At 72.2% G+C, this 18,730-nt stretch carries 18 protein-coding genes; 10 read left to right on the plus strand and 8 right to left on the minus strand.

Features of this window, described 5'->3' with window-relative positions:
- Positions 1-87: 87 nt before the first annotated feature.
- From D1369_RS09030 to D1369_RS09045, 4 genes are read left to right on the plus strand one after another with little or no spacing between them, the layout of a single operon-like run.
- Positions 88-2,754: a sensor histidine kinase gene (locus D1369_RS09030; protein WP_118082387.1), complete on the plus strand. Its 2,667-nt coding sequence runs from the start codon at positions 88-90 to the stop codon at positions 2,752-2,754.
- Positions 2,751-3,227 carry a roadblock/LC7 domain-containing protein gene (locus D1369_RS09035; protein ID WP_007385464.1) on the plus strand — a complete coding sequence of 159 codons (477 nt, stop codon included), beginning with the start codon at positions 2,751-2,753 and terminating at the stop codon, positions 3,225-3,227. The genes D1369_RS09030 and D1369_RS09035 overlap by 4 nt, the downstream gene beginning before the upstream one ends.
- Before the next feature lie 29 nt (positions 3,228-3,256).
- A complete protein-coding gene (locus tag D1369_RS09040) occupies positions 3,257-3,673 on the plus strand; it encodes a DUF742 domain-containing protein (protein ID WP_007385463.1) in 417 nt (138 codons plus the stop codon).
- Positions 3,660-4,262 carry an ATP/GTP-binding protein gene (locus D1369_RS09045; RefSeq protein ID WP_007385462.1) on the plus strand — a complete coding sequence of 201 codons (603 nt, stop codon included), beginning with the start codon at positions 3,660-3,662 and terminating at the stop codon, positions 4,260-4,262. Before D1369_RS09040 ends, D1369_RS09045 begins: the two co-directional genes overlap by 14 nt.
- Before the next feature lie 34 nt (positions 4,263-4,296).
- On the opposite strand, the gene D1369_RS09050 is transcribed toward D1369_RS09045, so the two are convergent.
- From D1369_RS09050 to D1369_RS09060, 3 genes are read right to left on the minus strand one after another with little or no spacing between them, the layout of a single operon-like run.
- On the minus strand, positions 4,297-4,965 hold the full coding sequence (locus D1369_RS09050; protein WP_007385461.1) for an ABC transporter permease: 669 nt from the start codon (positions 4,963-4,965) through the stop codon (positions 4,297-4,299).
- Positions 4,962-5,651, minus strand: coding sequence for an ABC transporter permease subunit (locus D1369_RS09055; RefSeq protein WP_007385460.1), 690 nt, complete (start codon positions 5,649-5,651; stop codon positions 4,962-4,964). The genes D1369_RS09050 and D1369_RS09055 overlap by 4 nt, the downstream gene beginning before the upstream one ends.
- Entirely contained in the window at positions 5,648-6,778 is a 1,131-nt protein-coding gene (locus tag D1369_RS09060; protein ID WP_007385459.1) for an ABC transporter ATP-binding protein, read from the minus strand. The genes D1369_RS09055 and D1369_RS09060 overlap by 4 nt, the downstream gene beginning before the upstream one ends.
- Before the next feature lie 233 nt (positions 6,779-7,011).
- Between D1369_RS09060 and D1369_RS09065 the strand changes: the two genes are divergently transcribed.
- Positions 7,012-9,081, plus strand: coding sequence for a glycosyltransferase family 39 protein (locus tag D1369_RS09065; protein ID WP_007385458.1), 2,070 nt, complete (start codon positions 7,012-7,014; stop codon positions 9,079-9,081).
- A 71-nt stretch (positions 9,082-9,152) separates the two neighbouring features.
- On the opposite strand, the gene D1369_RS09070 is transcribed toward D1369_RS09065, so the two are convergent.
- From D1369_RS09070 to D1369_RS09080, 3 genes are read right to left on the minus strand one after another with little or no spacing between them, the layout of a single operon-like run.
- A complete protein-coding gene (locus tag D1369_RS09070) occupies positions 9,153-9,872 on the minus strand; it encodes an FAD:protein FMN transferase (RefSeq protein ID WP_118082388.1) in 720 nt (239 codons plus the stop codon).
- A gap of 9 nt (positions 9,873-9,881) precedes the next feature.
- Positions 9,882-10,580: an FMN-binding protein gene (locus D1369_RS09075; protein ID WP_007385456.1), complete on the minus strand. Its 699-nt coding sequence runs from the start codon at positions 10,578-10,580 to the stop codon at positions 9,882-9,884.
- A gap of 10 nt (positions 10,581-10,590) precedes the next feature.
- Entirely contained in the window at positions 10,591-11,931 is a 1,341-nt protein-coding gene (locus D1369_RS09080) for a ferredoxin reductase family protein (RefSeq protein ID WP_007385455.1), read from the minus strand.
- Between the two features lie 165 nt (positions 11,932-12,096).
- Here D1369_RS09080 and D1369_RS09085 point away from each other — a divergent pair, with 165 nt between their 5' ends.
- The 3 genes from D1369_RS09085 (at position 12,097) to D1369_RS09095 (ending at position 15,312) form a co-directional block, all read left to right on the plus strand.
- A complete protein-coding gene (locus D1369_RS09085; protein WP_205574463.1) occupies positions 12,097-12,786 on the plus strand; it encodes a response regulator transcription factor in 690 nt (229 codons plus the stop codon).
- A 38-nt stretch (positions 12,787-12,824) separates the two neighbouring features.
- Positions 12,825-14,240 (plus strand): HAMP domain-containing sensor histidine kinase, encoded by a 1,416-nt coding sequence (locus D1369_RS09090; RefSeq protein ID WP_037901736.1) that lies wholly within the window; start codon positions 12,825-12,827, stop codon positions 14,238-14,240.
- Between the two features lie 70 nt (positions 14,241-14,310).
- Entirely contained in the window at positions 14,311-15,312 is a 1,002-nt protein-coding gene (locus D1369_RS09095) for an NAD-dependent epimerase/dehydratase family protein (RefSeq protein ID WP_118082389.1), read from the plus strand.
- Between the two features lie 107 nt (positions 15,313-15,419).
- Here D1369_RS09095 and D1369_RS09100 read toward each other — a convergent pair whose 3' ends face one another.
- Positions 15,420-16,532: a HAMP domain-containing sensor histidine kinase gene (locus D1369_RS09100; protein ID WP_118082390.1), complete on the minus strand. Its 1,113-nt coding sequence runs from the start codon at positions 16,530-16,532 to the stop codon at positions 15,420-15,422.
- Positions 16,529-17,251, minus strand: a complete 723-nt coding sequence (locus tag D1369_RS09105; RefSeq protein ID WP_007385450.1) for a response regulator transcription factor — start codon at positions 17,249-17,251, stop codon at positions 16,529-16,531. The genes D1369_RS09100 and D1369_RS09105 overlap by 4 nt, the downstream gene beginning before the upstream one ends.
- Before the next feature lie 103 nt (positions 17,252-17,354).
- Between D1369_RS09105 and D1369_RS09110 the strand changes: the two genes are divergently transcribed.
- Positions 17,355-18,059, plus strand: a complete 705-nt coding sequence (locus D1369_RS09110) for a glycosyltransferase family 2 protein (RefSeq protein ID WP_240436060.1) — start codon at positions 17,355-17,357, stop codon at positions 18,057-18,059.
- Complete coding sequence (locus D1369_RS09115; protein WP_118082391.1) at positions 18,056-18,664, plus strand: DUF2064 domain-containing protein; 609 nt, start codon at positions 18,056-18,058, stop codon at positions 18,662-18,664. The genes D1369_RS09110 and D1369_RS09115 overlap by 4 nt, the downstream gene beginning before the upstream one ends.
- Positions 18,665-18,730: the final 66 nt, after the last annotated feature.

Below are 18,730 nucleotides of genomic sequence, written 5' to 3' on the forward strand. Positions count from 1 at the left end.
AGGTGTCCCTACGCACCGTCCCGTAGCGATCATATTCGGTCAGGTCCGCTCGCGCGCGCCGACCGAGACACCCACGAAGGAGGGCTGGTGTCCACGAACGAGGTGGACGCGTCCACCCGATCGGCACCGTCGCCGGACCGGGACGGTGCACGCGGCAACCGGAGCCTGCGGGACTTCGCCGAGCGCTGGCCGTTCCGGCGCAAGCTGAACATCCTGGTGGGTGTGCCCCTCGCGGTGGTCGCCGCGCTGCTGGCCTATCTCTTCGCCGACCAGGTCGGCCAGTCCCAGGACGCGTCGGACGCGGCCCAACTCGTGCGGGACAGCGCCCAGGTGGCCAAGCTCGTCGGGCAGTTGGAGGCCGAGCACCAGCAGGCCGTCCTGCTCTCCGTGCGCCACCAGTCCAGCTGGAACGGCGCCACCCCCTCGCGGACCGCCTACCGCGAGGCCCAGATCCGCGTGGACAACCAGGTCGAGAAGGTCCGAGCGGCCTTCGGCGACCGGCTGCCGCAGGACGAGGCCCAGGCACTGCGCGAGGTCGACGGCCTCGAGGACCTGCGGGGCACCATCGAACGGGCCTACCTGCCCGCCGACAACATCGACCCGGCCTACAGCGACGCCGCCAAGGGCCTGATCGACGGCCTCGGGCTCGACCGCGACCCGGCCCTCGCCGCCACCTTCACCGGCAACCTGCTCGACTCGCTGCTGCGCGCCGACGCCGCGCACGGTTCCTTCGAGACCGGCGTCTTCTCCGCGACGACCGGCGACTCCAACGCCCTCATCGAGCTGATCGGCGCCATCGGCTCCTACGACGAGTACACCCACCAGGTGGAACGCTTCGGCCGGTTCGCCACGGCGGACCAGGCCGAGGAACTCGGCGACATCGAGCACAACACGGCCCAGGCGGCGATCGCACGGCAGTACGCAGAACTCCAGATCGACCCCGGCTCGCTGCAGGCGGAGAGCCCGGCCGAGATCAAGCAGGCCTTCCAGACGGCGCTCGACTCCTACCCGGACTACCGCGCCCAGGCCCGGACCCGGCTGAAGACCACCACCTCGCTCATCGACCAGATCGCCGACCGCGCCGACACCGCCTCCCGCGACGCGCGCTCGAACGCGGCCTGGTTGCTCGGATCGGCCCTGCTCGGCTTCGTGCTCTGGCTCGCCTTCTCGGTCGCCGTACGGCGCTCGGTGGTGCGCCCGGTGCAGGCGCTCACCGGTGCCGCCAAGCAGGTCGCCGAGGTGGCGGGCCGCGAGCTGGCCCGCGTGGCCGACGACGACACCGAGGACACCGGGACACCGTTGCTCCAGGAGATGCCGGTCACCGCGAAGGACGAGATCGGCGATCTCGCCGCCGTGTTCAACCAGGTGCAGACCACCGCGGTCGCGCTCCTGGAACGCCAGGTGCTCAGCCGCCGCAACGTCGCCGAGATGTTCGGCAACGTGGGCCGCCGGGTCAGCAACCTGACCACCCGGCAGCTGGCCCTGATCGACGCGGTCGAGCGCGGCGAGACCGACCCCGCGCTCCTCGAACGCCTCTACAGCATCGACCACATCGCGGTCCGCCTGCGCCGCAACGCCGACAGCCTGATGCTGCTGGCCGGCATCCGCGAGACCGTCCTCGACTCGGGGCCGCTCGCGCTCACCAACGTGGTCCGCGCCGCGCTCGGCCAGATCGAGGGGTTCCAGCGGGTCTCCCTCCAGGCCGGCACGGAGGTCATGGTCGAGCCGGACATCATCGGCGACCTCACCCTGATGGTGGCCGAGCTCGTCGAGAACGCCGTGGCGTTCTCGCCCGCCGGCAGCCCCGTCGAGGTGATCGTCAAGGACAGCCACGAGGGCGCGCTCGTCGTGATCTCCGACCACGGTCTCGGCATGAGCGCCGAGCGCCTGGAGGAGGAGAACGCCCGCCTCATCCGCCGCGAACGCCTCGACCTCGTCCCGACGAAGGTGCTCGGCCTGTTCGTGGTGGGCACCCTGGCCCGCCGCTGGGAGGTGGGCGTCGCCCTCTCCCGCACCCCCGGCGGCGGTGTGACGGCCGAGGTGACGATCCCCTCGTCCCTGCTGCTGACGACGAGCCCGGTGGCGGTGGCCTCCGCCGGTCCGACGAAGACGACGGCGGCGGACTCCCGTACGGTCCCGGCGGCGGCCACCGCCCCGGGAACGCGCCCGGCACCGGCCTGGGCCTCGGACACCGGCGCGGACACGACACCGGCCCCTGAGCCGGTCCGAGCGACAGGTCCTACGGCCGTACGGCCCGAGTCCGGCCAGGAGGCGACCGCGGGCCCGGCGGCCCGGGGTACCGAGGCATCGGAGCCCGGCGTCACGGGGGCCGCCGCCGACGGCGATCACGCTCCCCTCCCCCGCCGGGTCCCGCACCGTGCCCCGGACCCCGAACCCGCCTCCCCCACAGTCCCGTTCGTCCCGAAGGCCCGCACCGGCGACGTACTCGGCGACGGCGACGGAGGCGACGGCCCCCGTCCCCTGCGTCGCCGGGTCCGCGGTGCCACGCTGCGCACCACGGTCGGTGCCGACACCGTGCAGAAGACGGCTCCGCCCAAGCCCGCCGACGCGGAGGCCGTACGCGACGCGCTCGACGAGTTCGAGGCGGCCGTGGAGCGCGCCCACCGGGACAGCGAGACCGGCAGCCACACCAGACCGGTGTCCGTCGACGACAAGGCCGACGTGGAACCCCATCAGACCGCATCCAACCCCCCGCACGATCAGAACCACTCCCCGGAAGGAGCGGAGCAGTGAGCACGTCCACAGGTGACACGCCTACGGAAGGCACCACGCCCGCCGACCTGCAGGCCGCCGCAGCCGACTTCACCTGGCTGCTGAACCGTTTCGCGACGGAGACCGCGGGTGTCGTCGACGCCATCGCCGTGTCCTCCGACGGGCTGCTCATCGCCGTGTCGGAGCTGCGTGAGCACGCGGACTCCGAGCGCCTCGCCGCGATCGTCTCCGGCATCACCAGCCTGGCCGCCGGAGCCTCCGGCAACTACGGCCTCGGCAGCCTCAACAAGGTCATCATCGACCTGGAGGGGGGCCATGTCCTGGTCTCCGCGATCGGCAGCGGCGCCGTGCTCGGCGTCGTCACCGACAAGGAGGCCAAGCTCGGCAACATCGCGTACGAGATGACGCTGTTCGCGAACCGGGCCGGCAGTGCGCTCAGCCCCCAGCTCGTACTCGAACTGAAGAACAGCGTCGGCACCGCGGCGAAGCGCTGACCGAGGCCGACCGAGGAGGAAGCGCAGTCATGGCGGACGGCAGCACGCCTCCGGACCCGGAGCCGGGCGGTCCCGTGCCCGCCGTACGGCCGTTCCTCGTCACCGCCGGCCGGGTGGCACCCGATCCGTCCGGCCGGACGATGCCCGTCGAGACCCAGGTGGTGGCCACCGCCGAGGGACTGGCCGTGCTCGACCGGCTCGCCTTCGAACAGCACGACATCGTCGCCGCGTGCCGCATCCCGCAGTCCATCGCGGAGATCGCGGCCCGGCTGCGGCTGCACCTGAACGTGGTGCGGATCCTCGCCGAGGACCTGCGCACCGCGGGACAGCTGACGGTGCACGTGCCCGACACCGGCGTCACCCACGACGCGTCCGTCCTGCGCAGGCTGATCGACGGCCTGCGCGCCATCCCCGACTCCCGAGGGGTACTCCGTGACACCGACTGAACCGGCCACCCGGCCCTCGGCCGCGCCCTCCGCCGCCGTACGACCGCCGCTGCCGGTCAAAATGGTGATCGCGGGGGGCTTCGGGGTGGGCAAGACCACCGCGGTCGGCTCGATCTCCGAGATCGAGCCGCTGACCACCGAGGCCGCCATCACCGAGGTCGCCGCGGGTGTGGACGACCTCAGCCACACCCCGCGCAAGACCACGACGACGGTCGCGATGGACTTCGGCTGCATCACCGTCGACCCGACCCTGAAGCTGTACCTGTTCGGCACGCCGGGCCAGGAGCGCTTCGGCTTCATGTGGGACGACATCGTCGAGGGCGCGCTCGGCGGTCTGGTCATCGTCGACACCCGCCGCCTCGACGACTGCTACGCCGCGGTCGACTACTTCGAGCACAAGCAGATCCCGTTCGCCGTCGCCGTGAACGCCTTCGACGGCAGGGTCGAGCACACCCTGGACGAGGTCCGCTGGGCCCTCGACGTCAGCGACCGCGTCCCGGTGATCGTCTTCGACGCGAGGGAGCGGGGTTCGGTGCGGGACGCGCTGCTCGTCGTCCTGGAACAGGCGCTGGCCCGCACGCAGGCATGACGTGGGCCGGGGGCGAACTCCCCCGGCCCTCCGCCTAGTTGCTCCTGAGCACCCCGCGCGAGACCGTGAGCCGGGTGATCCCCCAGAACACCGCCAGCGTCACCAGCGCCATCAGCGCGACCAGCGTGGCCCCGCCCACGACCTTCTCGTAGTTGCGCTGGTACAGCCCGTCCACGATGTACCGGCCGAGCCCGCCCAGAGAGACGTACGCGGCGATCGTGGCCGTCGACACGATCTGGATGGCCGCCGAGCGCAGGCCGCCGAGGATCAGCGGAAGGGCCACCGGCAGTTCGACCCGGAACAGCACCTCCACCTCGTGCATGCCCATCCCGCGGGCCGCGTCCACCGGGGCGGGGTCCACCGACCGCATCGCCTCGTAGCTGGTGACCAGGATCGGCGGCACGGCGAGCACGACCAGCGGGATCATCACGTTGATCAGCCCGAACCCGAGCGAGAGGGTCATCAGCACCAGCAGACCGAAGGTGGGCACGGCCCGCCCGGCGACGGCGATGAAGGCCAGCGCGTTGCCGCCCCGCCCGACGTGCCCGGTGACGAGCCCCACCGGCAGCCCGATCGCCGCGGCGATGGCGAGCGCCTCCAGGGTGTACTGGACGTGCTCCCCCAGCCGTGTGGGAATGCCGTCGTAGCCCTGCCAGTGCGCGCTGTCGCTGAAGAAGGCGTTGATGAAGTTGAGGATGTTCACCGGGCGGCGACCTCCGGTTCGGGCCGCTGCGCGCGCCGCGCACGCGCGCCGCTCGGCATCCACGGCGTCATGAGCAGTCGCACACCGACCAGCAGCCCGTCGGCGAGGATCGCGAGGGCCGCCATGGTCAGCACGGCGTTCACGGCGAGTTCGGGCCGGTTGTAGATGTTCGCGTCGTTGATGAGGTTGCCGAGCGCTCCCTGGTTGCCGATGAGCGCGCCGACGCTGACGAGCGAGATGCTCGACACGGTCGCCACCCGCAGCCCCGCGATGATGGCGGGCACGGCGATCGGCAACTGGACCTGGACGTAGCGGCGCACGGGTCCGAAGCCCATCGCCGTCGCGGCCGCGAGGGTCTCCTGCGGCACCGAACGGACACCGTCGACGATCGCCGGGACCAGGATGACGAGCGTGTAGACGGTGAGCGGGATCATCACCGTGAGCTCGGTCTGGCCGGTGTAGTCGATGAGGACCACGAAGAAGGCCAGCGACGGGATCGCGTACAGCACGGTCGTCACCCACAGCACGGGCGGGTACAGCCACCGGAACCGCACGCACAGCTGGGACAGCGGCAGGGCGATCAGCAGCCCGGCGAGGACCGGCAGCAGGGCTTCCCTCAGGTGCAGCCCGATCAGCCCGAGCCAGCTGTGCTGGAGGTCGCTCGGGATGTCGAAGAAGCCGTTCATCGGGCGACCTGGGCGTCCGTACGGCCCTCCGCGTGCGCCTTGCGGATCGCCTCGCCGATGGCCTGCTGGGAGACCACCCCGGCCACCCGCCCCTCGGCGTCGACACCGACGGCCCACCCGGTGGGCGAGAGCACGGCACAGTCCAGCGCGGCCCGCAGCGAGTCGGTGCCGACCACGAAGGGCCGCCCGTACGACACCAGTCGCGCCGCGTCGACACCGCCCGCGGTCAGGTCCCCGGGCTCGATCCAGCCGAGGGGTCTGCCGTCCACGTCGGTGACGAGGAGGTAGGGGGCCTCGGCCGTGCCGCGGGCGGCGATCTGCTCCGCGGTGGCGTCGACGGCGACGACCGGTGCGGTGAGCAGCCGGAGTCCGGCGGAGGGGAAGAAGGAGAGCCGCCGGATGCCCCGGTCGGTGCCGAGGAAGTCCTCGACGAACGCGTCGGCCGGGTTCGACAGGAGTTCGGCGGGCGGCGCGTACTGGGCGAGCTTGCCGCCGGTGCGCATCACGGCGACCATCGTGCCGATCTTGACGGCCTCGTCGATGTCATGGGTGACGAAGACGATGGTCTTGCCCAACTCGTCCTGGATGCGGAGGAGTTCGTCCTGGAGTCCCTTGCGGACGATGGGGTCGACGGCGGAGAACGGCTCGTCCATCAGCAGCACCGGCGGATCGGCCGCGAGAGCCCGCGCCACACCGACGCGCTGCTGCTGGCCGCCGGACAGCTGGTAGGGGTACCGCTTGGCCAGCGAGCCGTCGAGGCCGACCCGTTCCATCAGCTCCCGGGCCCGGGCCCGCGCCTTCTCCTTGCCCCAGCCCAGCATCCGGGGCACGGTCGCGATGTTGTCGACGATCGTGCGGTGCTGGAAGAGACCGGCGTTCTGGATGACGTACCCCATGGACCGGCGCAGCGTGTTGACCGGCTGCTGCCGGCTGTCCTTGCCGTCGATCAGGATGGTCCCCTCGCTGGGTTCGACCATCCGGTTGATCATGCGCAGGGTCGTGGTCTTGCCGCAGCCCGAGGGACCGACGAGGACCGTGATCGAGCGGTCGGGAATCTCCAACGACAGCCGGTCGACCGCCACCGTGCCGTCCGGGTACCGCTTGGTGACTGAATCTATCCGTATCAAAGCGCCGAATACCCTTCGGGTCTGGCAGAGGTTGTCCGCATTCGGCCGGTCAGCAGGCCGTCCGGCAGAGTCTAGACCGGTTGTGTTACGTCACCGCGGACGGGCCCGTCGCAGCTGTGGGTGTCCTGTGAGTCCCCTGATTCTCACCCTTCGTTCAGCGAAGCCACAGGGTTCGCCCAGGACCGGGGCCGAGTGTCGTCACCACCACCGCCCGGAGACCTGGAGAACGTGCCATGACGACCCTTGCCCCACCGCCCGCGCCGTCCGTTCCTGAGGGCAGGCACCGGGCCGCGGTGCCCGCCGCGAGCCGCCGGCTGCGCAGGATGTTCACCGGTGCCCCGGAGGACCCCCGGTGGGCCCGCCCCGCGCTCTGGGCGATCCTGGTGCTGGCCACGGCGCTGTACGCCTGGAACCTGTCGTCCGTCACCGGCAACACCTTCTACGACGCGGCCGTCTGGTCCGGCACCAGGAGCTGGAAGGCGTTCTTCTTCGGCGCCCTGGACTCCGGCAGCTTCATCACGGTCGACAAGCCGCCGTTCGCCCTCTGGGTGATGGGGCTCTCCGCCCGTCTCCTCGGGTACGGCACCTGGCAGCTGATGCTGCCGATGGTCGCGGTCGGAACCGGCTCGGTGGCGCTGCTGTACCGCATGGTCAAGCGGGACTTCGGTGCCGTCGCGGCCACGATGGCGGGGCTCGCGCTCACCCTCACGCCCATCACCGTCGCCATCACCCGGGACACCAACCCCGACCCGGTCCTGGTCTTCCTGATGCTGCTCGGCGCGGCCGCGCTGATGAAGGCCGTGCGCACCGGACGGCTCATGCCGCTGGTGTGGTCCGCGGTCGCCATCGGCTTCGCCTTCAACACGAAGATGATGCAGGCGTACGTCGTGCTGCCGGTCTTCTTCCTCGTCTACCTCTGGGCCGCTCAGGTGGGCCTCGGCAGGCGCATCCGCAACCTCGCCGTCGCCACCGTCGCGCTGGTGATCTCCAGCGCCTGGTGGATGGTGATCGTCGACCTCATCCCCGCTTCCTCCCGGCCCTACATCGGCGGCTCCACCGACAACACCGTGTGGGACCTGGTCATCGGCTACAACGGTTTCGGCCGGATCTTCGGCGCGAGTTCCTCGGTGGGCTCGCAGGGCAACGGCGCGAGCTTCGGCGGCGACGCGGGCCTGTACCGGCTGTTCAACAGCATCATGGGCGGCCAGATCTCCTGGCTGATCCCCTTCGCGATCGTCGCCCTGATCGGCGGTCTGGTGCTGCGCGGCCGGGCCCCTCGTACGGACGCCAAGCGGGCGACACTGATGCTGTGGGGCGGCTGGTTCGTCCTGCACTACCTGACCTTCGCCCTCGCCGAGGGCACCTTCCACCCGTACTACGTCACGGCCATGGCGCCCGGCGTCGCCGCGCTGGCGGGTATCGGCGGCGTGGTGCTCCACAAGGCCTTCCAGGAGGGTACGGCGGCCAAGTGGGCCTGGGTGCTCCCCGCCGCGATCGCGGTCAGCACCGTGTGGGCGGTCGTCCTGCTCCAGCGGGTCTCCGGCTCCGGGACGCCGTACACGGTCGCCGAGGTCGTGACCGGGGTCGCCGGTGCGGTCGCCGTGATCGGGCTGCTGCTCGGCCGGTTCACCAAGCGGCAACGGCTGACGGGCATCGCGGCCCTCGCGGCGGTCGTCGCCCTGCTCGCCGGTCCCGCCGCGTACTCGATGTCGGCGGCCACCTCCAGCACCAACGGCACCAACCCGACGGCCGGTCCGAGTACGGGTGGCATGGGCGGGGGCGGCGGCATGGGCGGCGGCCAGCGTCCGAGCGGCACCGGCGGCCCGGGCGGCACGAGCTCCAGCACGTCCGGCAGCAAGTCCACGGGCCAGCCCCCGTCGGGCAGCGCCTCGTCCGGCAGCGGTGCCTCCACCGGCTCCTCTACGACGGAGTCCGGCAGCAAGGCCGGCGGCGGCATGGGCGGCGAGAGCCAGGTCTCCTCCGCGATGATCTCGTACCTGAAGAAGAACCAGGACGGGGCCACCTGGCTGGTCGCGGTGGCCACCGACCAGACCGCCTCCTCGATCATCCTGGAGTCCGGCCAGCCGGTGATCTCCATGGGCGGCTGGTCCGGCTCCGACAACGCCATGACCCTCGCCAAGCTCAAGAGCCTCGTGAAGTCCGGCAAGCTGCACTACATCGTGGTCAGCAGCAGCGGCCAGGGCTCCTCGAACTCCGAGATCTCCACCTGGGTCAAGAAGCACGGCACGGCGGTGAGCGCCTACAGCGGCCTGTACCGCTTGGACGCCTCCGACGTCGGCTGACGCACACGGGAACACACGGAGGGCGGGCCGCCGGTGAACACACCGGCGGCCCGCCCTCGTGACGTGTCCGGTCAGGGGACGGCCGGGAAGTCCGGCGTCCGCAGTACCCGGCGCTCCGCGTCCACCGCGAAGACCTCGCAGCCCGGCAGGGAGGCGGCCCAGTCGACGCCCTCGGCGCCCATGGCGAAGGCCGCCGTGGCGACCGAGTCCGCCTCCGTGAGGGTCGGGGCCACGACCGTGAGGCTGAGCAGGCCCGTCGCCGGGCGGCCGGTGCGGCCGTCGAGGATGTGGTCGCCCCGCTCGTAGCGCGCGGACGTCGCGACCGCCCCGCCGTCGAGCGAGAGGACCGTGCACAGCTGGTCGGCGTGCTCGGGGTGCCGAACGCCCACCCGCCAGGGGCCGCCGGAGACGACCACGTCACCACCGGCGTTCAGGACGAACCGCGTCGCGCCGGCCGCCTTGAGCAGCTCGGCCGCCCGCTGCACCGACCAGCCCTTGACCACCGCGCAGGGGTCGAGGCGGCGACCGGGCAGCCGTACGTCGAAGGCGCCGCCGGTGGCCTTCCGGTAGTACTCGCACAGGTCGAGGATCTCGGCGAGGTCCGCGCTCACCGCCGACAGCTCACCGCGGTCGTACCGCGACACCTCGCTGTCCGCCTTGAACGGGCTGAACCGGGCGTCCACCTCGCGCAGCCAGGCGAAGACCGTGTCCGCCGCGGACTCGGGGACGGTGTCGTCGTCGACCCGGAGCGAGACGGGGAAGCCCATGACGTGTTCGACGCGGTGCAGCATGGCCGTTCCTCAGCCCCTCGCGTCGATCGCGGCCTGGAGGGATTTCTTGTAGGCCTCACTGGTGATCGTCGCACCCGACACGGTGTCGATGTCCGCGCTCTGCGCCTTCAGCGTCTCCGCCACCAGCACCGGCACAGCGGCCGTCGTCTGCGGGTGGTCCGGCTGCTGGAGCATCTTCACCGCGGTGATCTTCGTACCGGAGAAGGTCACCTGGACCTGTACGGCGCCCTTCTCCGTGCTCAGGGCCGAGCCGTCGACGGTCTGGGAAGACGCCTCGGAAGCGGACGCCGGGGGCGAGGCCGCCGCCGTCTTCGCGTGGTCGTCGATCGTGGCCTGGAGGGACTTCTTGTAGGCCTCACTGGTGATCGTCGCACCCGACACGGTGTCGATGTCCGCGCTCTGCGCCTTCAGCGTCTCCGCCACCAGCACCGGCACAGCGGCCGTCGTCTGCGGGTGGTCCGGCTGCTGGAGCATCTTCACCGCGGTGATCTTCGTACCGGAGAAGGTCACCTGGAGCTGTACGGGTCCCTTCTCGGTGTTGATCGTCGAGCTCGTGACGACGTTCGAGCCGGAGGATCCCGAGGAGGAGGTGGACGAGGGCGCCGGCGTGGTGGCCTGGACGGTGGAGGAGCCGGCCGAGGGCTGGTACAGCCACACGGGGACCAGGCCCGCGATGCTCAGGACGACGACAGGTATGGCTCGTTTCACGGTCTGTTCCTCATCCCGCCAGGCTGAAGCGTTCGAAGTGGATCTGCGGCCCCGGCACGTCCAGCTCGCGCAGGCTGCCCAGGACCGCGTTCATCATCGGGGGCGGTCCGCACAGGAAGACGTCCCTCTCGGCTATGTCGGGCACGAGACGCGCCAGCTCGCTCGCCGCCAGCTTGTCGGGCACCGGCGGTCCGGTGACCAGGTGGAGATCGGCGCCCTTGGCGATCGCCAGGTCGCGCAGCTCGTCGTAGAGGACGGCGTCCCGGTCGGAGCCGACCCGGTAGATGACGACGGCGTGGCCGTGCACCTCCTCCAGCAGGGCCCGGATGGGGGTGACGCCGACGCCGCCGGCGATGAGCACGGACTCGGGCCGGGTGCGGTGCAGGGCGGTGAAGGCGCCGTAGGGGCCCTCGGCGAAGACCCGGGTGCCGACCTTGAGGTGCCTCAGGGCGGCGCTGCCCTCACCGGCCGCCTTGGCGGTCAGGCGCAGGGTCCGGCCGTCGGGGGCGGCGGACAGGGAGAAGGGGTTGGCCTGCCACCAGCGGTCTGCGGTCAGGAACCGCCACAGGAAGAACTGGCCCGCCCGGGCGGGGAGTTGGTCGAGGTCCTTGCCGCTGATGTAGATCGAGACGACGTTGTCGCTCTCGGGGACGACGGCCGTGACGCGGAACTGGTGGCGCCAGTTCCGCCACAGCGGGAGCACCGCGCGGCCCAGGACGACCGAGCCGAGGGCCACGCTCCAGATGCCGTACCAGTACGCGGTGGCCGCGGACGAGGAGGCGAAGGTGGTGCCGACGGCGACCTGGTGGGTGAAGGCGAGCACCACGGCGACGTACGTGTACAGGTGGATGAAGTGCCAGGTCTCGTACGCGAGGCGGCGCCGGGCGTAGCGGGCGGAGACCGCGCCGACCACGAGGATCAGGAAGAACGCGACGACCGCGCGGAGAACGCCCTCGGTGGTCTCGGCGAGGTCGACGATCTCGCCGATGGGGCCGACGTCCGTCCCCTGGGCGTAGCCGAAGGAGATGAAGACGACGTGCGCGAGGAGCGTCCACAGGATGCCGAAGCCGGTCCAGCGGTGCCAGGAGGTCAGCCGGTCCATGCCGATGCGGCGGTCGAGCCAGGGCAGCCGGGCCACCAGGACCAGCTGGAAGGCCATGATGAGCGCGGCGTACAGGCCGGTGAGGCGGCCGAGCACGATGAGCGCGTTGGAGGCGAAGCCCGCCTGGACGAAGAACCAGGCGACGACGGCCGCGTTGGCGGCCAGCACGGCGTAGAGCCCGGTGCGGGCCACCACCCTGGGGCGTTTGATCGCCGTGGGGGGCGTGGGGGGCGATTGGACGGTCGTCACGGGTCGTAGCTCCTTGGTCGGGGCCTTCGGATAACCGGGTGGACAACCGAGCTTCTCCGGCGGGAGCTGTCGATCAGCTGTCGTACAACTTTCAAGAGCTTATCGATATGCGCGCGGGCCCCACCCCGCTCTGGCTTTCCGGCCGCTGTGAAGCACTATGAGCGGGTGGAAAAAGTACGACTCCTCGTCGTGGACGACGACCCGCCGATCGCCGATCTCGTGGCGACGGTCGCCCGCTACGAGGGCTGGGAGGCGGTCACCGCCAACTCCGGCGAGGAGGCGCTCAGCCGCGCCGCCGAGTTCCGTCCGGACATCGTGGTGCTCGATCTGATGCTGCCCGACCTCGACGGCTTCGGTGTCCTGGACCGGCTGCGCCGCTCGGGCACGATGGTGCCCGTGGTGTTCCTCACGGCCCGGGACGCGGTCGCCGACCGGGTGGCGGGGCTGACCCGGGGCGGGGACGACTACCTCGTCAAGCCGTTCGCGGTGGAGGAGCTGATGGCCCGGCTGCGGACCGTGCTGCGGCGCAGCGCCGGGCCCGGCTTCCAGCGCTCGGTGCTCCGGGTCGCGGACCTCACGATGGACGAGGACACCCGTGAGGTGCGCCGCGGCGACAAGCTGCTCACGCTCACCCCGACCGAGTACGAGGTGCTCAGGTATCTGATGCGCAAGTCGCCGACCGTGCTCACCAAGGCGCAGATCCTCGACCATGTGTGGGAGTACGGCTTCGGCGGCCGCTCCAACGTCGTCGAGCTGGTCGTCAGCCGGCTGCGCCGCAAGCTGGACGACACGGGCGAACCGCTGATCCACACCGTGCGGGGCTTCGGGTACGTCGTCCGGCAGGCCGCCGAGTGAGGTCCCTTTTCGGCCGGGTGCGGTCGGCGTACCGGAGGATGCGGCTCGGGACCCGGCTGGCGCTGGGCCTCGGGGCGCTGGCCCTGGTGGTGTTCGCGGTGGTGGGCACCGCGCTGACGACGTACATGCGGGACTATCTGTCGGCCCAGCTCAACGAGCAGTTGTCGCTCGCCCAGGTTGCCCAGTCGAAGAGCATCGCCGATTCCGGCACGCTCGCCGGCAAGAAGTACTGGGCCTGGTACTACGCGGTGTACGACATCAAGAACGGCACCCCGCAGCTGCGCAGGCCCGAGGACCCCTCCGACCTGCCGGAGGACGTCGGCGAGCTCACCGGCGTCGCGAAGGCGCAGACCGTCGCGCACACCGAGGTCCTGGCCACCGAGCACCTGAAGGGCCAGGGCGAGTACCGGCTGCGCGCCTGCGAGGTGGAGCCCGGTGTGGTCCTGGTCAGCGCGGCTCCCATGGCCGACATCGACGCCACGGTACGGCGGCTGATCACGGTCCAGGTCGTCGCCTTCGGGCTCGCCCTGCTGGCGCTCGTGGTGGTCGGCCGCAAGCTGCTGCGCCGGGGCATGAAGCCGCTGAGCGACATGGCGCACACCGCGCACGGCATCGCCCTGCACGACCTCACCGAGACGGCGTCCCGGCTGCCGCTGCGCGCCGACAAGCGGGGCGGCGGGCCGGAGGTGGAGGAGCTGCGGACGGCGTTCAACACCATGCTGGAGCACATCGACGACTCGCTCGCGGTCCGCGCGGCGGCCGAGCAGCGGCTGCGCCGGTTCGTCGCGGACGCCTCGCACGAGCTGCGCACGCCCTTGATGTCGGTACGCGGCTACGCGGACCTCTTCCAGTACGCCGCCGCCAACGCCCCCGAGGAGCGGGACAAGCACCTGGCCCGGCTGCGCGCCGAGGCCGCCCGCATGGGTTTCCTGCTGGACGACCTGCTGCTGCTCGCCCGGCTGGACGCGGCGGAGGTGGAGACCCCGCTCAGGCCCGTCGAGGTGGATCTGGTGGAGCTGGCGGAGCACGCGGCCGACGCGTTCCGCGCGAGCCACCCGGACCATCCGCTGTCCTTCGAGGAGGGGCCGCAGGCACTCAAGCTGCGCCTCGACCCGCAGCGCGTGCGCCAGGTGCTCGACAACCTCCTCACCAACGCGGCCGTGCACACCCCGGCGGGCACGGCGGTGTCGGTCGGCGTGCGGGTGCGGGACGGGCACGCCCGGGTGCGGATCGCCGACGCCGGGCCGGGCGTCCCGGCCGTCGACCAGGAACGGGTCTTCGACCGCTTCTACCGCGTCGACAAGGCCCGCAGCCGAGACCGGGGCGGCAGCGGCCTCGGCCTCGCGGTGGCGAGCTCCCTGGTGCGGGCGCACGGCGGCACGATCGAGCTGGACAGCGTGCCCGGCTCGACGGTGTTCACGGTGTCGCTGCCGCTGAGCCCGGCCCGGCCGTGAGTCTTACGAAGCCGTGACGTGACGCGCGCGGCCCGGCCGTCCGGGCCGGTCAGGGCCCTAGCGTGAGGGCATGCGCGTACTGGTCACCGGCGGTGCCGGTTTCATCGGGTCCCAGATCGTCGAGGCGCTCGCGGCACACGGCCACGAGCCCCTCCTGTACGACGTCCGGTCAGACCCGGCGTCCGACGTGCGGGACCCCGACGCCGTCCGTCACGCCCTGGGCGGAGTGGACGCGGTGTGCCACCAGGCGGCCATGGTGGGCCTCGGTGTGGACTTCGCCGACGCCCCGGGGTACGTCTCCCACAACGACCTCGGTACGGCGGTCCTGCTCGCCGCGATGGCCGAAGCGGGAGTGCGGCGGCTGGTGCTGGCCGGGTCGATGGTGGTGTACGGCGAGGGCCGGTACGCCTGCGCCGTGCACGGGACCGTACGGCCGGGTCCGCGGGCCGTGGCCGACCTGGACGCGGGGCGCTTCGAGCCACCGTGTCCGCAGTGCGGCGCGGACCTCTGTCCCGGTCTGGTCGGCGAGGACGCCCCGGTCGACCCGCGGAACGTCTACGCGGCGACCAAGCTCGCCCAGGAGCATCTGGCGGCGTCCTGGGCGCGGGCCACGGGCGGGTCCGCGGTGGCCCTGCGCTACCACAACGTGTACGGCCCGGGCATGCCCCGCGACACCCCGTACGCCGGCGTCGCCTCCTTCTTCCGCTCCGCGCTCGCCCGCGGTGAGGCCCCGCGCGTCTTCGAGGACGGCGGTCAGCGCCGGGACTTCGTGCACGTACGGGATGTGGCGGCGGCCAACGTGGCGGCGCTGGAGGCGAGTTCGCGGGACGGCGCGCTCACGTCGTACAACACGGGAAGCGGCGAGCCGCACACCGTGGGCGAGATGGCCCGCGCGCTAGCCGAGGCGTACGGCGGTCCCGGGCCCGTGGTCACCGGGGAGTACCGCCTCGGGGACGTACGGCACATCACGGCGGACTCGGCGCGGCTGCGGGCGGAGCTGGGGTGGAAGGCGGAGGTCGGATTCGCCGAGGGAATGCGGGAGTTCGCGGGCGCGGGAATGCGGGACGCGTAGCCGCGGTGGACCGGTGGTGCCGCCCGCGAAGGAAAGCGGCCGTGGGCGGCACCACCATGTTTCGAGCGGCCCCTTTCCGAGGGGCCGCTCTTTCACGAGGCGCCCTTTCAGGAGGCCGCCGACGGCAGCACCACCTCGAAGCGGCAGCCGCCCGGCACATTGCGTACGGTGGCCCGGCCCGCGTGGGCCTCCACGATGCCCCGCACGATCGCGAGGCCGAGTCCGGCCCCGGCAGGCGGAGTCCGGGCGTGGGTGCCGCGCCAGCCGGTGTCGAAGACGCGGGGCAGATCCTCCTCGGGGATACCGCCGCAGCCGTCCGTGACGGACACGACGACACCCTCGGCACGGTGCTCGGCGGCCACCGCGACCGTGCCGTCGGCGGGAGTGCGGCGGATGGCGTTGACGAGGAGGTTGCCGAGCACGCGGCTCATCTCCTTGCCGTCCACCTCGACCGGAACGGCCGCCACCCGGTCGCCGACCAGCCGTACGCCGTGCTCGCGGGCCAGCGGGTCGGCGCCCGCGAGAGCGTCCGAGACGAGGTCGTACAGGGAGATCCGGCTCGGGCTCAGCGCCAGCGCCCCCGCGTGGATGCGGGAGAGCTCGAAGAGGTCGCCGACCATGTCGTTGAGGCGTTCGACCTCGGTGCGGATCTGCCGCAGGTAGCGGGCGGGGTCGGCGGCGACGCCGTCCTCCAGGGCCTCGGACATCGCGCGCAGGCCGGCGAGCGGGGTGCGCAGGTCGTGGGAGATCCAGGCGACGAGTTCGCGCCGGGAGGACTCCAGGGCGCGTTCGCGCTCCCGGGACTCGGCGAGTTTGGCGCTGGTGAGCTCCAACTCCCGGCTCAGGTCGGTGAGTTCGGCGGTCGTGGGGCCGCCGGGCGAGGTGAAGTCGCCGCCGTCGCCGAAGGAGCGGGCGGCGAGCGTGAGGGCCCGGCTGCGGGCGGAGACCCAGCGGCCGAGCAGCAGGGCGGTGGCCAGCGAGACCACGGCGGCCATCAGCACGACGGTCGTGACGACCCTGAGGTCGTGCCCGGACAGGAACATGGCCTGGGCGACCGCGAGCGTCCCGGCCAGCATCGCGGTGACGCCGACGGCGGCGACCACGGTCAGGTGCAGGGAGAGCGAGCGGCGGCGGATCAGCAGCAGCACCCAGGCGCCGAGGAGTCCGGCGAGGACGGCGCCGAGGAAGGCGTAGAGGGCGATGAGAAGCATGTCGCTCATGGCCGGGCCCCGCTTTCCGCGGCGCTTTCGAAGCGGTATCCGACGCCCCAGACGGTCTGGATGAGCCGCGGGCGCGCCGGGTCGTCCTCGACCTTTCCGCGCAGCCTGCGGATGTGGACGGTGACGGTGGACAGGTCGCCGAAGTCCCAGCCCCACACCTCACGCATCAGGTCCTCGCGGCCGAAGACCCGGCCGGGGTGGCGCAGGAAGAACGCGAGGAGGTCGAACTCGCGGATGGTGAGGGCGAGTTCGGTGCCGTTCTTGACGGCACGGCGGGCCTGCGGATCGAGGCTCAGCCCGGCCGCGCGGAGGGCTCCGGACTGCTCGGCGGGCCGGGAGCGGCGCAGCACGGACTCGACGCGCAGCACCAGTTCGCGGGGGCTGAAGGGCTTGGTGACATAGTCGTCGGCGCCGACCTCAAGGCCCAGGATGCGGTCGTCCTCGTCGCCGCGGGCGGTGAGCATGATGACCGGGACGGGTCCGCGTCCCCGCATCCGGCGGCACACCTCCAGGCCGTCCATGCCGGGCAGCATCAGGTCGAGGACGACGAGGTCCGGGCGGTGCGCGGCGGCGCGGGCGAGTGCCTCGGGGCCGTCGGCTGCCCGGTCCACGAGGTATCCGGCCCGGTCCAGATAGCCGGAGACCACCTCGGCGACGGTGGGGTCGTCGTCGACGACGAGGACCCGGGGCCGGGTCTGTGCGTACTGCTGCTGCTCCATGCCGCCAGCCTCGCACCGCGCGCGCGAATGTGCCGCAGGCCGCCTCCGACGTCCTTGTTTCGTAAGGAGCCGGAGTCCGGTTTGCGCGCTTTGCGTTCGTAGGGTGATAGCCGTGACGACCCCTTCACTGAACGAACCGGCGGCGTCCGTGGACGTCGTGCTGCCCTGTCTGGACGAGGCCGGGGCCCTGCCGTGGGTGCTGGAACGCATTCCGCCCGGCTGGCGCGCGCTAGTCGTCGACAACGGCTCCACGGACGGTTCCGCCCGTATCGCCCACGCTCTCGGCGCGACCGTCGTGCGCGAGGAGCGGCGCGGTTTCGGCGCCGCCTGCCATGCGGGGCTGACCGCGGCCACGGCCGACATCGTGTGCTTCTGCGACTGCGACGCCTCCCTGGACCCCTCCGACCTGGTGCCGTTCGTGGCCGAGGTGCTGGCCGGCGAGGCGGACCTCGTGCTCGGCCGGCGCCGCCCGCAGGCCCGCGGTGCCTGGCCGCCGCACGCCCGGGCGGGCAACCTCGCGCTCGCCCGGCTGCTGCGCCGCCGCACCGGTCTGCGCCTGCGTGACCTGGGGCCCCTGCGGGCCGCCCGGCGCGAGCCGCTGCTCGCCCTCGGCCTGACGGACCGGCGCAGCGGCTACCCCCTGCAGATGGTGGTGCGGGCGGCCGACGCGGGCTGGCGGATCACCGAGCACGACGTGCCGTACCACCCGCGCACCGGCGCCTCCAAGGTGACGGGCACCTGGCGGGGCACCTGGCAGGCGGTGCGGGACATGAGCCACGTCCTGAACGAGACGGGGGTGCGCGCGTGACCACGCTGCTCGTCATCGCCAAGGAGCCGAGGCCGGGGCGGGTGAAGACCCGGCTCACCCCGCCGTTCACGCCCGAGGAGGCGGCCGCGCTGGCCGAGGCGTCCCTCGCGGACACCCTCGACGTCGTGGCCCGTACCCCGGCCCGGCGCCGGGTGCTGGTCCTGGAGGGCACGCCGGGCCCCTGGCTGCCGCCGGGTTTCGAGGTCGTCCGGCAGTGCGCGGGCGGTCTCGACGAACGGCTGGCCGCCGCCTTCGCGGGCTGCGAAGGACCGGCCCTGCTCATCGGCATGGACACGCCCCAGGTGACTCCGGAGGTGCTCACGGTGGACTTCGCCGACTGCGATGCGTACTTCGGGCCGGCCGTGGACGGCGGCTTCTGGGCCCTGGGCCTCGCGAAGCCCGACCCGGCCCTGCTGCGCGGGGTCCCGATGTCGACGCCCCGCACCGGCGCGGCCCAGCGCGCCCGGCTGACCGGACTGCGGGTGCGGGAGCTGCCGCCGCTGCGGGACGTGGACACGGCGTACGACGCGGAACTGGTGGCGCGGGCGGCACCGGACGGACGGTTCGCGGCGGAGCTGGCACGGCTCGCGGGGGTGGCGCGGTGAGGGGGCTACAGGTCGGCGTGGCACCCCGGCCCGCCACGGACACGGCACCCGTACGACCGGACGCCG

This window comes from Streptomyces sp. CC0208, from assembly GCF_003443735.1.
GTDB lineage: Bacteria > Actinomycetota > Actinomycetes > Streptomycetales > Streptomycetaceae > Streptomyces > Streptomyces sviceus.